12 protein-coding genes are annotated in these 13,648 nt (G+C 62.5%); 11 read left to right on the top strand and 1 reads right to left on the bottom strand.

Annotation, left to right across the window (positions count from 1 at the left end; translation table 11 throughout):
- The first annotated feature begins 1 nt into the window (after position 1).
- A complete protein-coding gene (gene proS / locus QZ571_RS01160; protein WP_295530427.1) occupies positions 2-1,339 on the top strand; it encodes a proline--tRNA ligase in 1,338 nt (445 codons plus the stop codon).
- Positions 1,326-1,817: a hypothetical protein gene (locus tag QZ571_RS01155; protein ID WP_295530424.1), complete on the top strand. Its 492-nt coding sequence runs from the start codon at positions 1,326-1,328 to the stop codon at positions 1,815-1,817. The genes proS and QZ571_RS01155 overlap by 14 nt, the downstream gene beginning before the upstream one ends.
- 39 nt (positions 1,818-1,856) lie before the next feature.
- Here QZ571_RS01155 and murD read toward each other — a convergent pair whose 3' ends face one another.
- Positions 1,857-3,257: a UDP-N-acetylmuramoyl-L-alanine--D-glutamate ligase gene (gene murD / locus QZ571_RS01150; RefSeq protein WP_295530421.1), complete on the bottom strand. Its 1,401-nt coding sequence runs from the start codon at positions 3,255-3,257 to the stop codon at positions 1,857-1,859.
- A gap of 218 nt (positions 3,258-3,475) precedes the next feature.
- Here murD and QZ571_RS01145 point away from each other — a divergent pair, with 218 nt between their 5' ends.
- The 9 genes from QZ571_RS01145 (at position 3,476) to ftsZ (ending at position 13,644) form a co-directional block, all read left to right on the top strand.
- The gene (locus QZ571_RS01145) at positions 3,476-4,642 is read left to right on the top strand and encodes a putative peptidoglycan glycosyltransferase FtsW (RefSeq protein ID WP_295530418.1); all 1,167 of its coding nucleotides are present in this window, start codon (positions 3,476-3,478) and stop codon (positions 4,640-4,642) included.
- A gap of 14 nt (positions 4,643-4,656) precedes the next feature.
- On the top strand, positions 4,657-5,760 hold the full coding sequence (locus QZ571_RS01140) for a UDP-N-acetylglucosamine--N-acetylmuramyl-(pentapeptide) pyrophosphoryl-undecaprenol N-acetylglucosamine transferase (protein WP_295530415.1): 1,104 nt from the start codon (positions 4,657-4,659) through the stop codon (positions 5,758-5,760).
- On the top strand, positions 5,757-7,166 hold the full coding sequence (gene murC / locus QZ571_RS01135; protein ID WP_295530412.1) for a UDP-N-acetylmuramate--L-alanine ligase: 1,410 nt from the start codon (positions 5,757-5,759) through the stop codon (positions 7,164-7,166). The genes QZ571_RS01140 and murC overlap by 4 nt, the downstream gene beginning before the upstream one ends.
- Before the next feature lies 1 nt (position 7,167).
- On the top strand, positions 7,168-7,425 hold the full coding sequence (locus QZ571_RS01130; protein ID WP_295530409.1) for a DUF2484 family protein: 258 nt from the start codon (positions 7,168-7,170) through the stop codon (positions 7,423-7,425).
- Positions 7,426-7,465: 40 nt separating this feature from the next.
- Complete coding sequence (gene murB, locus QZ571_RS01125; RefSeq protein WP_295530406.1) at positions 7,466-8,395, top strand: UDP-N-acetylmuramate dehydrogenase; 930 nt, start codon at positions 7,466-7,468, stop codon at positions 8,393-8,395.
- A 76-nt stretch (positions 8,396-8,471) separates the two neighbouring features.
- Positions 8,472-9,386 (top strand): D-alanine--D-alanine ligase, encoded by a 915-nt coding sequence (locus tag QZ571_RS01120; protein WP_295530403.1) that lies wholly within the window; start codon positions 8,472-8,474, stop codon positions 9,384-9,386.
- Positions 9,374-10,327, top strand: a complete 954-nt coding sequence (locus tag QZ571_RS01115; RefSeq protein ID WP_295530399.1) for a cell division protein FtsQ/DivIB — start codon at positions 9,374-9,376, stop codon at positions 10,325-10,327. The genes QZ571_RS01120 and QZ571_RS01115 overlap by 13 nt, the downstream gene beginning before the upstream one ends.
- A complete protein-coding gene (gene ftsA, locus QZ571_RS01110; RefSeq protein WP_295530395.1) occupies positions 10,324-11,649 on the top strand; it encodes a cell division protein FtsA in 1,326 nt (441 codons plus the stop codon). The genes QZ571_RS01115 and ftsA overlap by 4 nt, the downstream gene beginning before the upstream one ends.
- Before the next feature lie 267 nt (positions 11,650-11,916).
- The gene (ftsZ, locus tag QZ571_RS01105; protein WP_295530391.1) at positions 11,917-13,644 is read left to right on the top strand and encodes a cell division protein FtsZ; all 1,728 of its coding nucleotides are present in this window, start codon (positions 11,917-11,919) and stop codon (positions 13,642-13,644) included.
- Positions 13,645-13,648: the final 4 nt, after the last annotated feature.

The raw sequence follows: 13,648 nt of genomic DNA, 5'->3' as shown, positions 1-13,648 counted from the left end.
CATGCGCCTGTCCCGCTATTTTCTACCCGTTCTCAAGGAAACCCCCGCCGATGCGCAAATCGCCAGCCACCGGCTGATGCTGCGCGCGGGCATGATCAAGCAGCAGCAGGCCGGGATTTATTCCTGGCTGCCGCTGGGCTTCAAGGTGCTTAAGCGCATTGAGCAGATCGTGCATGAGGAACAGGTGCGTGCCGGTCACATCCCGCTGTTGATGCCCACGCTGCAACCTGCCGATCTGTGGCAGGAATCGGGGCGCTATGACGCCTACGGCCCCGAGATGCTGCGCATCAAGGATCGCCATGGTCGCGACATGCTGTATGGGCCGACCAACGAGGAAATGATCACCGATATTTTCCGCTCGCATGTGGAAAGCTATAAATCGCTGCCCCTTACGCTGTATCATATCCAGTGGAAATTCCGCGACGAGGTCCGTCCGCGTTTCGGCGTGATGCGCGGGCGCGAGTTCCTGATGAAGGACGGGTATAATTTCGACCTGACCAAGGAAGATGCGCTGCACGCCTATAACCGCCACATGGTCAGCTATCTGCGCACTTACGAACGTATGGGGCTGACCGCGATCCCGATGCGCGCCGATAGCGGCCCGATTGGCGGCGATGATACGCATGAATTCCTCGTGCTGGCCGAGACTGGCGAATCCGAGGTGTTCTACGATGCGCAAGTGCCCGATCTGAAACTGGGTGAGCGCCGCGTCGATTACGACAATCGCGATGAAGTCGCTGGCATCTGCGAAGAGTTCACGACCCTTTATGCGCGCACCGATGAGACCCATGATGAAGCGCTGTTCAACGCCATCCCCGAAGAGCGCCGCCGCGTGGGCCGGGGCATCGAGGTCGGCCAGATTTTCTACTTCGGCACCAAATATTCCGAGGCAATGGGGGCCACCGTCAACACCCCCGATCAGGGCCGCGTGCCGGTGCATATGGGCAGCCACGGCATTGGCGTCAGCCGCCTTGTCGGTGCGCTGATCGAGGCCAATCACGACGACAAGGGCATCATCTGGCCCGAGGGCGTGACGCCGTTCCATGTCGGCATCGTCAACCTCAAGCAAGGCGATGTCAGCTGTGACAGCGCCTGCGAGGCGCTTTATCGCGCCTTTGTCGAGGCTGGACTTGAGCCGCTTTATGATGATCGCGCGGAACGCGCTGGCGCGAAATTCGCGACGATGGATCTGATCGGTCTGCCGTGGCGCATCACCGTTGGCCCGCGCGGGATTGCGTCGGGCAAGGTCGAACTGACCTCGCGGCGCACCGGCGAAAGCGAAGAGATGACATCAGAGGAGGCGGTCGAAAAGGTCGCAGCGATCTATGCGGCGCTGTGATCTGATGCTGGCAGCGGCGCTGGTGCTGGTCGCGCCGATGGCGCAGGCGGCGGGGCTGGTGGCGTGGTCCAGTGACAGTCTCGGGGTTGCCGCGCAGGTGCCCGAAGGCTGGCCCTCGGCGCAGATGTATGGCGGTGGCTATCTGTTCACCGCTCCGGGGTTTGAGCGCCATGTCGCCCCCCATGTCGCCTTGCGCGCCCATCCCGACAGCGGGGCAGATTTGGGTGCGGCGCATGATCAGATGCTGCAGTCTTTGCTGCTTGATGGCGATCAGGTGACCTCGGATCAGCATGACAAGGCGGGGTTTGATCTGCGCTCTTTGACCGCGCTGGGCAAGGTCGAGCTGCGCAAGACCGTGCGTCTCAATTGCAAGGGCGGTCCGATCTTGGCCGAGCTGCGCATTGATTACATGCAAGACCAAAGCGCCGAGATGGCGCCGCTTCTGGCCGACATCCCGGGTTCATTGGCCTGTAAATAAGCGCGGTTCTGCGGCTGATCAGCTTAGCCGGGCAGGGGCTTAGCCGGGGAGGGCCGCGACCAGTTCGGCGAAATGCTCGCCGCGCTTTTCGAAATTGGGATATTGATCGAAACTGGCGGCGGCGGGGGCCAGCAGCACCGTGTCTCCCGCCTCGGCATCGCGTGCGGCTGCGGCCACGGCGGCTTCCATCGTTTCGCAGATTTCATGGTTTAACGGCGCAAGTTCCAGCGCGAAATCGCGCGCCGAATGTCCGATGAAATAGGCCTTCTTGACGGACCCCAGATGCGGTTTTACGCCTGAAACGCCACCTTCTTTGCCCAAGCCCCCCGCGATCCAGAGGATATTGTTGAATGCTTGCAGGGCCTTGGAGGCACTGTCGACATTGGTCGCTTTGGAGTCGTTGACATAGCGCACGCCGGCTTTGTCCGCCAAGGTCTGGCTGCGATGGGGAAGACCGCCAAAGCTGTGAAACGCGGCCTCGATCTCGCGCGGGGCGACCCCAAGCGCGCGCACGGCGGCGTAGGCAGCGCAGGCGTTTTGGTGGTTATGCGCGCCCGGTAGTCCCGTCACGTCGCGCAGATCAATCGAGGCGATCTGGCGGCCCTTGCGCCACTCGCTCAAGAAACCCTTGCGCGCGAAAACCGACCAGCCCCAATCGCCCAGCTTGCGTCCGGCCGACACCCGGATCACGCGATCATCGCTGCGCGACACCGCCAGCTGATTGGCCAGATAGGTGCCCTCGGGCTCATCCACGCCAATCACGGCACGATCCGGCCCGCCCTCGGAAAACAGGCGGCGCTTGGCGGCGAAATAGCCCCCCAAACCGGCGTGACGATCCAGATGATCGGGCGAGAGATTGGTGAACACGGCGATATCGGGGGTCAGCGCGCGCGCCAGATCGGTTTGATAGCTCGATAGCTCCAGCACAACGACCTCACCCGCTTCGGGCGGGTCGAGATCAAGCACGCCGCGCCCGATATTGCCCGCCATTTGCGACGACCGCCCGGCCTCGGTCAGGATGTGGTGGATCAGCGCTGTGGTGGTGGATTTCCCGTTCGATCCGGTGACACAGATCGTGCGCGGGGCAATGTCGAAATTCTCCCATTCGGGCGTGGCCCAAGAGGCAAAAAACAGCCCGATATCATTATCGACCGGTACGCCAGCCGTCATCGCCGCCGCGATCACTGCGTTGGGGACGGGGTAGAGATGGGGGATGCCGGGCGAGGTGATCAGTGCGGCAATATCGTCAAACGCGCCCTGTTTGCTCAGATCGGTGCAGGTGAAACCCGCCGCTTGCGCGCGCGCGCGCCCTTCGGGGCTGTCATCCCAGCAGATTGGGTCGGCCCCGCCTGCGCGCAGGGCTGCGGCACTCGCCAGACCCGAGCGGCCCAAACCCAGCACCGCCACTTTTTGCCCGTCATAGCCCTGAACCGGTATCATGCGTGTCTCCTGCGCCAAGCGGGGGCCAGCCCCCGCACCCCCGGGATATTTGAACCAAGGGGAAGGGGAAAGGGATTTCCTGCGCGATCGCGCCAAGAAGCGCCGCGCGAACCCCTTCGCCGCGCGCCCTTTCTTCTAGCCAGCCCAAGCGATTTCGGTTAGAGTTTCAAGCAGACCCGGCAAACGGGCGATTTGAGGCAGAGACGGCGGTATTACCGATGACAGAGATGGCCTTTGGCACTGTGCCTGTGCGCGCAGGGGAGCCTGTTCTTCCGAAATGGTGGCGCACCATTGATAAATGGGCGCTTTCAGCGGTGCTGATCCTGTTTGGGGTTGGCATGTTGCTGGGGCTGGCGGCCTCGGTTCCGTTGGCTGAACGCAATGGGCTGGAGCAATTTTACTATGTTAAACGGCAAGCGGTGTTCGGCGCTATTGCGCTGATCATCATGCTGGGCATTTCGATGCTGGACCCGCGCCAGATCCGCCGGCTTGGCGTGATCGGCTTTGCGGGCGCGTTTGTTGCGGTGATGTTCCTGCCGATTTTGGGCACGGATTTCGGCAAAGGCGCGGTGCGTTGGTATAGTTTGGGATTTGCGTCGATTCAGCCCTCGGAATTTCTCAAGCCCGGATTTGTGATCATTTCGGCTTGGTTCATGGCGGCGGCGCATGAGGTCGGCGGCCCGCCCGGTCGTGCCTATTCGTTCTTGCTGACCTGCGTGATCGTGGTGGCGCTGGCGCTGCAGCCCGATTTTGGGCAGGCCTCATTGGTGCTGTTCGCCTGGTCGGTGATGTATTTCGTCTCGGGCGCGCCGATTGCGCTGTTGACGGGCATCGGCGGGCTGGCGATCACGGGGGGCTTTTTCGCCTATAATTTCTCGGATCACTTCGCGCGCCGGATTGACGGGTTTCTCTCGACCGATGTCGATCCGCGCACGCAGATCGGCTATGCGACCAACGCCATTCAAGAGGGCGGGTTCTTTGGGGTCGGCGTGGGGCAGGGCTCGGTCAAGTGGTCGCTGCCCGATGCGCATACCGATTTCATCATTGCCGTGGCGGCCGAGGAATACGGGCTGATCCTTGTGCTGTGTATCATCGCGCTTTACGCCACTGTCGTGATCCGCTCGATGTTGCGCCTGACGCGCGAGCGCGACCCGTTTACGCGGATTGCGGGCACCGGTTTGGCCTGTGCCTTTGGCATTCAGGCGATCATCAATATGGGTGTTGCAGTGCGGCTGTTGCCTGCAAAAGGTATGACCTTGCCGTTTGTCAGCTATGGTGGCTCGTCGGTGATTGCCTCGGGGATCGCGGTGGGCATGTTGCTTGCGTTGACGCGCACGCGGCCGCAGGGGCAGATTTCTGATATCCTCGCGCGGCGTGGCCGCTAACCCAGGAGGGTGACATGGCCAAGGATAAAACTCCGTTATTGTTAATCGCTGCAGGCGGCACGGGCGGGCATATGTTCCCCGCCCAAGCCTTGGCCGAAGCGATGGTGCGCCGGGGCTGGCGGGTTAAGCTGTCTACGGATGCGCGCGGCGCACGTTACGCAGGTGGATTTCCGCATGTGGTCACGATCGAACAGGTCAGTTCAGCGACCTTCGCGCGCGGTGGCGTGTTGGCGAAACTGACCACCCCGTTCAAGATTTTCGGCGGCATACTCTCGGCCATTTTGCGCAATGTCTCTGATCGCCCCACGGTGGTCGTCGGCTTTGGCGGATATCCGACGATTCCAGCACTGGCCTCGGCCACGTTCTTGGGGCTGCCGCGCGCCATTCATGAACAAAACGGTATTATGGGGCGCGTGAACCGGGTGTTTGCCAAGCGGGTGAACCGCTTTGCCTGTGGCACTTGGCCCACCGATGTGCCCGAGGGCGTGCAGGCGGATTATACCGGCAATCCGGTGCGTGGCTCGGTGCTGGAGCGCGCAGGGGCTGCCTATATCGCGCCCGGCGATTACCCGATGTCGATCCTAGTAATCGGCGGCTCGCAAGGTGCGCGGATCCTGTCTGACATGGTGCCCGAAGCTATGGCGCGCCTGCCCGAAAACCAGCGCGCCAATCTGCGCGTCGCCCATCAGGCGCGGGCCGAGGACTTGGATCGTGTGAACGAGGCGTATCAGCAGGCCGGGATCGACGCCGAGGTCGCACCGTTCTTCAATGACGTGCCCCGCCGCTTGAGCGAATGCCAACTGGTGATCTCGCGCGCCGGAGCCAGTTCAATCGCCGATATCTCCGTGATCGGGCGCCCTGCCATTTTGATCCCTTATGCGGCAGCCGCGGGCGATCATCAGGTTGCCAATGCCAAGGGACTGGCCAAAGCAGGCGGCGCGATCACCATTCCCGAAAGCAAACTCGACCCCGATACGCTGCGCGATCAGATCGCGCTGGTGCTGGACAATCCCGATGGTGCGCTGCAAATGGCGCTCGCCGCCGTTTCCTACGGCGTTCCCGATGCGACCGAGCGGCTTGTGGCGCTCGTGCAAGACCTAGCAGGACAGAATACATGAACGCGACCAAACTGCCCGGAGAACTCGGCCCCATCCATTTCGTCGGCATCGGCGGGATCGGCATGTCCGGTATTGCCGAGGTGTTGATGACCCAAGGCTTCACCGTGCAGGGCTCGGATGCAAAGGCGTCCAAGATCACCAAGCGGCTCGAAAGCCTTGGCGCGACATTCTTCGAGGGTCAGCGCGCCGAAAATCTGGGCGAGGCGGGCGTTGTCGTGATCTCGACCGCGATCAAACGCGGCAATCCCGAACTGGAAGAGGCGCGCCGTCGTGGCCTGCCCGTGGTGCGCCGCGCCGAGATGCTGGCCGAGCTGATGCGGCTCAAATCCAACATCGCCATCGGTGGCACGCATGGCAAGACGACCACCACGACGATGGTGGCCACGCTGCTAGATAAGGGTGGTTTCGACCCCACCGTGATCAATGGCGGTGTCATTCATGCCTATGGCTCGAATGCGCGCGCGGGCGAGGGCGAATGGATGGTGGTGGAGGCCGACGAGAGCGATGGCAGCTTCAATCGCTTGCCCGCGACCATCGCCATCGTGACCAATATCGACCCCGAGCATATGGAGCATTGGGGAGATTTCGCCGCGCTGCGCAAAGGGTTTTACGATTTCGTCTCCAACATCCCGTTTTACGGGCTGGCGGTGTGCTGCACCGATCACCCCGAAGTGCAGACGCTGGTCGGCAAGCTCAACGACCGCCGCGTGGTGACGTTTGGCTTCAACGCGCAGGCCGATGTGCGCGCGGTGAGCCTGCATTACGACGCGGGCGTGGCCCATTTCGACATCGCGCTGCAAGGCGAAGAGGGCAAGCCGGTGATTGAGGGCTGCACCCTGCCGATGCCGGGCGACCACAACGTCTCCAACGCCTTGGCGGCTGTGGCCGTCGCGCGTCATCTGGGCATGAAGCGCAGCGAAATTCGCGCGGCGCTGGCGGCGTTTGGTGGCGTGAACCGGCGCTTTACCAAAGTGGGCGAGGTGCTGGGTGGCGTCACGATCATTGATGATTACGGTCACCATCCAGTTGAAATCGCAGCTGTTCTTAAGGCTGCGCGGCAATCTGTGAAACCCGGCGCGCGCGTCATCGCGGTGCATCAACCGCACCGCTATTCCCGCCTGCATTCGCTGTTTGACGATTTTTGCACCTGTTTTAACGAGGCCGATGTGGTCGCCATCGCCGAGGTTTACGCCGCAGGCGAGGACCCGATCGAGGGCGCGTCGCGCGACGATCTGGTCGCAGGGTTGATCGCACATGGCCACCGCCATGCGCGCGCGATCCTCTCTGAGGACGACCTTGCCCGGCTGGTGCGCGAACAGGCGCGTCCCGGCGATATTGTCGTATGCCTTGGCGCGGGCACGATCTCGACCTGGGCCAATAACCTGCCTGAACAACTGAAAGCGTAATATGACCACTCCCTTGACCCTCGCATGTATCTGGGCACTGGCTGCCAGCCTTGCGGCGATGGCGCCGGGGCGCTTTCATTGGCCTGCCGCTTGGGTGCTGATCGTGCTTGGTGTGCCGTTGCTGGGCTGGATCACCTTCGTGCATGGGCCGGTGGTCGGGCTGTTGGTGCTGGCGGGCGGAATGTCGGTTCTGCGCTGGCCGGTGATCTTTCTCCTGCGCGCGCTGCGCCGCGTCGCCACTTCGACAGATCGCCCCTAGTCTCTTGCCTGATTTGCGTGACCCCGCTAGGAGAGCGCCCATGACCAACCTGTCCAGCTATACGCCGCGTGGCGCGCTTACGCAGAACCGGCCTTTGGCCGATCTGACATGGCTGCGCGTGGGTGGCCCGGCGGATTGGCTGTTTCAGCCTGCAGATGCCGATGATCTGGCCGATTTTTTGCGCGGGCTACCAGACGATGTGGCGGTATTCCCGATGGGCGTGGGCTCAAACCTGATCGTACGCGATGGCGGGTTGCGCGCGGTGGTGATCCGGCTGGGGCGTGGATTTAATGCGATTGAGATTGAGGGCGCGCAGGTCACTGCCGGGGCGGCCGCGCTGGATGCACATGTGGCGCGCCGTGCCGCAGAGGCCGGGCGCGATCTGACATTTTTGCGCACCATTCCGGGCAGTATTGGCGGCGCGGTGGTGATGAATGCGGGCTGCTATGGTGCCTATGTCGCCGATCACCTGATTTCGGCGCGCGCCGTGACCCGCAGCGGCGAGATCGTGACCTTCCCGCCTGCAGAGCTGGATTTCGGCTATCGTCACAGTGACTTGCCCGAAGGTGCTGTGCTGATCGAGGCGGTATTTCGCACCGATCCCGGCGATCCTGCGGCGCTTGCAACGCGCATGAACGATCAGCTTGCGCGTCGCGACGCCAGCCAGCCGACTAAGGAGCGCTCGGCCGGTTCGACCTTTCGCAATCCAGCCGGATTTTCCTCGACTGGGCGCGAAGATGACGTGCATGATCTCAAGGCGTGGAAATTGATTGACGATGCGGGGCTGCGCGGCGCGCGCCTTGGCGGGGCGCAAATGTCAGAAAAACATAGCAATTTCTTGATCAATGCGGAGCAGGCAAGTGCTGCTGATCTGGAAAACCTTGGTGAAGAGGTGCGCAAAAAGGTTTTGCACAATAGCGGAATTTCGTTAGAGTGGGAAATCAAGCGCGTGGGCGAATTCGGGACGTAAGATCACCGGCCTGCGACGTGGATACCGAATAAGGTTAGACGGGGGATAACCCCCGCAAGTGGCGAAAGTGGCGGGCATGTCGAGCAGGGCATCCCAACGTGTGGCAGTATTATTGGGCGGCCCTTCTGCTGAGCGGGAGGTGTCTTTGTCCTCTGGGCGCGAATGCGTCAAGGCACTGCGCGCGGCGGGATTTGAAACAATCGAGATTGACGCGGGGGCGGACCTCGTTGAGCGTCTTTTGGACGTGAAGCCCGACTGCGTTTTCAACGCGTTGCATGGCCGTTGGGGCGAAGATGGCTGCGTTCAGGGCATCCTCGAATGGCTGCGTATTCCCTATACCCATTCGGGCGTACTGGCCTCGGCGCTGGCGATGGACAAGGCGCGCACCAAGCAGATTTACGCCAATATTGGCCTGCCGGTGGTGCAATCGGTGATCGCCTCCAAGGCCGATGTGATGGCGCGCCATGTATTGCCTGCGCCCTACGTCGTGAAACCCAATAACGAAGGCTCATCTGTCGGCGTTTATCTGGTGATGGAGGGGGCCAACGACCCGCCGCAATTGTCCGATGAAATGCCCGATCGGGTGATGGTGGAAACCTATGTTCCCGGCCGGGAACTGACCTGCTCGGTGCTGGGGGATCGCGCGCTCTGTGTGACCGAGCTTATCACCTCTGGCTGGTATGATTACGCTGCAAAGTATCAGGTCGGCGGGTCGCGCCATATCTGCCCCGCCGAGCTACCCGACGAGATCACCGAGGCTTGCCTCGATTACGCCCTGCGCGCCCATGACGCATTGGGCTGCCGTGGCCTCTCGCGCACCGACTTTCGCTGGGATGATACACGCGGACTGGCTGGTCTCGTGCTGCTGGAAACCAACACCCAGCCGGGCATGACGCCGACCTCGCTTTCCCCCGAACATGCCGCCACCTGCGGAATGGATTTCCCCGCGCTGTGTGCGTGGTTGGTGGAGGATGCCTCATGCGATCGTTGACGCGCTTGCCGCTGTTTGCGGCCGCCGATCACCGCGGCGGGGTGGCTGCGCATGTCTATCAACGCGCGCGTCGCCCCGGCACGCGCGACCCGGCCCCCTCGCGGCTGTCCTTCCGGCTGCAGCGGCTTTGGCTGACGCCCGCCGTGCGCGCGCTGACGCGGATCGGTGTGCCCGTTTTCATCGTGGTTTTGGGGCTTGGTGTCTGGCTGGGCGATCAGGGGCGGCGTGCCGATCTGATCGCGCAATATCAGGACCTGAAAGACAAGATCGAGCATCGCCCCGAGTTCATGGTCTCGCTGCTCAAGATTGATGGCGCAGGCCCCGAAGTGTCGCGCGCGATCCGCACCATGCTGCCCGCGCAGCTGCCCGCCTCTAGCTTTGATCTCAACCTTGATGCCTATCGCGACACGATCCGCAAGCTGGATGCGGTGGCCGATGTGACGCTGGTGATCCGTCCCGGCGGCGTGCTTGAGGCCGATGTGACCCAGCGCGTGCCCGCCATTTTGTGGCGCAAGCCGCAAGGGATCGAGATGCTGGATGTGACCGGGCATCGCGTCGCCACGCTACTGACGCGCGAGGCGCGCCCGGGTCTGCCGCTGATGGTGGGGCAGGGCGCAGACAAAGCGGTGCCCGAAGCGCTGCGTCTGATCGCGGATGCCGGGCCGATTTTGCCCCGTTTGCGCGGTCTGGAACGGGTCGGTGAGCGGCGCTGGGATCTGGTGCTTGATCATGACCAGCGCATCATGCTGCCCGAGGCCGATCCGCAGGCAGCCCTTGATCGCATCCTAGCGCTCAATACCGCCGAGGATCTGCTCGCACGTGATTTCACCGTGATTGATTTTCGAAACAAGGACCGCCCAACGATCCGCCTGAGCGAACACGCGCTTGATGCGTTCCGTCAGGTGCAATCCGACAGTCTCAAAGTAAGGGCCAGCCAATGACCGATTTGTATGAGTCCCAGCGCGCGATGCGTAACATGCGTAAGGCGGCGATGCAGCGCGGGGTGATCGCGCTGCTTGATATCGGCACCTCTAAGATTGCCTGTCTCGTGCTGCGCTTTGACAGTCCCGGCGGCACCGAGGGCGAAGGCTCGCTCGCCGGGCATGCGGCGGCGCGCGTGATTGGCGCGGCGACGACCCGCTCGCGCGGCGTGCGCTTTGGTGAGATCGACGCGATGGCGGAAACCGAGCGCGCCATTCGCACAGCCGTTCAGGCCGCGCAAAAGATGGCCAACACCCGCGTGGATCATGTGATTGCCTGTTTCTCGGGCGCTCAGCCGCGATCGTACGGCATTGAGGGCGCGATTGAGCTGCAAGGCGATCAGGTTTCGGAGAGCGATGTCGGCCGGGTGCTGGCCGCCTGCGACATGCCCCCGATCGGACATGGCCGCGAGGTGCTGCACGCGCAACCGGTGAACTTTGCGCTTGATCATCGCTCGGGGCTTAGCGATCCGCGTGGCCATGCTGGTGCGCGCTTGGCCGTCGATATGCATCTGTTGACGGTCGACGACACCGCTATTCAAAACCTGATCTACTGTATCCGGCGCTGCGATCTGGAACTCGCCGGGATTGCCAGCTCGGCCTATGTGTCGGGCATTTCCAGCCTTGTTGAGGACGAACAGGAACTGGGCGCGGCCTGCATCGATATGGGCGGTGGCGCGACAGGCGTCTCGATTTTCATGAAAAAGCACATGATCTATGGCGATGCGGTGCGGCTGGGGGGCGATCACGTCACCCGCGATATCGCGGCCGGGCTGCAAGTGCCGATGGCCGTCGCCGAGCGGATCAAGACCTTCCATGGCGGCGTGCATGCAACGGGTATGGATGACCGCGAGATGATCGAGTTGGGCGGAGATTCCGGTGATTGGGAAAAGGATCGCCGTCAAATCAGCCGCGCTGAACTGATTGGAATTATGCGTCCACGGGTCGAGGAGATCCTTGAAGATGTGCGCGCGATCCTGGATGCGGCAGAGTTTGAGCATCTGCCAAGCCAGCAGATCGTGCTGACCGGTGGCGCAAGCCAGATACCGGGTCTGGACGGGCTGGCGGCACGGATTTTGGGGCAGAATGTGCGTCTGGGACGGCCCATGCGGGTGCAGGGCCTGCCACAGGCTGCGACCGGGGCGGGCTTTTCCTCGGTGGTTGGCTTGGCGCTGTTTGCTGCGCATCCGCAAGATGAATGGTGGGACTTCGAAATTCCCGCTGAAACGATGGGCGGACGCTCGATCCGTCGGGCGATCCGGTGGTTTCGCGATAATTGGTGAAATGTTGAAAAAGTGAAATTTCGGGAAACACGCAGCGGGATGTCATTTTCATGATGTAGCGCAGGGGCAGCATCATGCCCGCTAACACCCACAATATTCAGCGCAATGCGCGAAATACCGCTTGTCACGGGAAAGGGAACTCCAGATTTTGTGTCTTGGGGTCAGTTTTTGCGTGACGCTGAAGCGATTCAAGGCTAAATTAGACCTAATTTCTATTCATTACGGTCTGGGACAGGGCCGGGCAGCAGCAACAGGCGGATAAACCACATGACGTTGAATCTCATGATGTCAGAGCATCAAGACCTCAAGCCTCGGATCACTGTTTTCGGTGTCGGGGGCGCAGGCGGAAACGCGGTCAATAATATGATCGAACAGAAGCTGGAGGGCGTGGAGTTCGTGGTCGCCAATACCGATGCACAGGCGCTGCAACAGTCCAAGTCGCAATCACGCATCCAGATGGGTGTGAAGGCGACCGAAGGCTTGGGTGCCGGCGCGCGCCCCTCGGTGGGTGCGGCCGCTGCCGAAGAAAGCATCGAGACGATCGTTGATCACCTCGCGGGCGCGCATATGTGCTTTATCACTGCCGGTATGGGCGGTGGTACGGGCACGGGCGCTGCGCCGATCATCGCGCAGGCTGCGCGCGAATTGGGCGTGTTGACCGTGGGCGTTGTGACCAAGCCGTTCCAGTTTGAAGGCTCCAAGCGGATGCGTCAGGCCGAAGAGGGGCTTGAGGCGCTGCAAAAGGTCGTCGATACGCTGATCATCATCCCCAACCAGAACCTGTTCCGTCTGGCCAATGAAAAGACCACCTTCACCGAAGCCTTCGCGCTGGCCGATGACGTTCTGTATCAAGGCGTCAAAGGCGTGACCGACCTGATGGTGCGTCCCGGCCTGATCAACCTTGATTTCGCCGATGTGCGCGCCGTGATGGACGAAATGGGCAAGGCGATGATGGGCACGGGCGAGGCAGATGGCGATGATCGCGCCGTTCAAGCCGCCGAAAAGGCGATTGCCAACCCGCTGCTGGACGAGATTTCTCTGGCTGGCGCGAAAGGCGTGCTGATCAACATCACCGGTGGCTACGATTTGACCCTGTTCGAACTGGACGAGGCCGCAAACCGGATCCGCGAAGAGGTCGATCCCGAAGCCAATATCATCGTCGGCTCGACGCTTGATCCCGACATGGAAGGTTCGATGCGCGTTTCGGTGGTTGCCACCGGTATCGACGCTGTTGTGGCCACGACCGATCTGCCGGTGCCGCGCCGCTCAATGGCGCAGCCGTTGAAGCCGGCCGCTGAGGCGATCGAAGCTGCGACGCATCACGTCGAAGATTACGCCCCGCAGCAAGCCTATGAGCCCGCTCCGGCCCCCCAGCCTCCGGCGCAGCAGCCTCAGCAGCAGCCTGCGGCCTTGTCGGCTCAGCCGGCTGCGCGCCCCGCGCCGCAGCCGCAGATGGCACAGCCCGCGCCTCAGCAGCCTCAACAGGCCCCCGAGCGCACGCTGTTTGATGCCCCCGCCGCGCGCGCAACTGCCGCACAAGCGGGCGACGACCTGCCGCCCCCGGCCTACAGCGCCCCGCGTGAGCCCCAGCCCGATCTGTATGTCGAGGATGAGGCACAGGGCTATGTCGCCCCGCGTCCGCGTCAGCCCGGCACGCCGTCCCCCGAAGCGCTGCGTCGTCTCGAAGCGGCCGTGGGCAAGGCTCCGATGTCGCAGCGCCCGATGGCAGCAACCCGCCCTGCGCATCCCCAGGATGCGCCCCATCCGCAGGCCGATAAGCCGCGCTTTGGGATCAACTCGCTGATCAATCGGATGACCGGCCACAGCGGTGAGGGCCATGCTGCCCAACCCCAAGCTGCGCCGCGCGCGCCAGCCCCTGCGCAACCGCGCGCGCAAGCCCCCGCGCAACCGCGCGCCGAGGTCTATGACGACGAACAAACCGACGAACAGGATCGCGTTGAGATCCCCGCCTTCCTGCGTCGTCAGGCAAACTAAAAAA

Origin of the sequence: uncultured Thioclava sp. (genome assembly GCF_913064665.1) — a bacterium.
In the GTDB taxonomy this organism is placed as follows: domain Bacteria; phylum Pseudomonadota; class Alphaproteobacteria; order Rhodobacterales; family Rhodobacteraceae; genus Thioclava; species Thioclava arctica.
The sequence above is the reverse complement of the archived record's forward strand: the minus strand, read 5'-3'. Positions and strand labels throughout refer to the sequence as shown.

Coding starts and splice junctions, on each gene's coding strand:
- QZ571_RS01120 (WP_295530403.1), top strand. CDS start 8,472: ATGTCGAGCAGGGCATCCCAACGTGTGGCAGTATTATTGGGCGGCCCT.
- QZ571_RS01155 (WP_295530424.1), top strand. CDS start 1,326: ATGCGGCGCTGTGATCTGATGCTGGCAGCGGCGCTGGTGCTGGTCGCG.
- QZ571_RS01145 (WP_295530418.1), top strand. CDS start 3,476: ATGACAGAGATGGCCTTTGGCACTGTGCCTGTGCGCGCAGGGGAGCCT.
- ftsA (WP_295530395.1), top strand. CDS start 10,324: ATGACCGATTTGTATGAGTCCCAGCGCGCGATGCGTAACATGCGTAAG.
- murB (WP_295530406.1), top strand. CDS start 7,466: ATGACCAACCTGTCCAGCTATACGCCGCGTGGCGCGCTTACGCAGAAC.
- ftsZ (WP_295530391.1), top strand. CDS start 11,917: ATGACGTTGAATCTCATGATGTCAGAGCATCAAGACCTCAAGCCTCGG.
- QZ571_RS01140 (WP_295530415.1), top strand. CDS start 4,657: ATGGCCAAGGATAAAACTCCGTTATTGTTAATCGCTGCAGGCGGCACG.
- murC (WP_295530412.1), top strand. CDS start 5,757: ATGAACGCGACCAAACTGCCCGGAGAACTCGGCCCCATCCATTTCGTC.
- QZ571_RS01130 (WP_295530409.1), top strand. CDS start 7,168: ATGACCACTCCCTTGACCCTCGCATGTATCTGGGCACTGGCTGCCAGC.
- proS (WP_295530427.1), top strand. CDS start 2: ATGCGCCTGTCCCGCTATTTTCTACCCGTTCTCAAGGAAACCCCCGCC.
- QZ571_RS01115 (WP_295530399.1), top strand. CDS start 9,374: ATGCGATCGTTGACGCGCTTGCCGCTGTTTGCGGCCGCCGATCACCGC.
- murD (WP_295530421.1), bottom strand. CDS start 3,257: ATGATACCGGTTCAGGGCTATGACGGGCAAAAAGTGGCGGTGCTGGGT.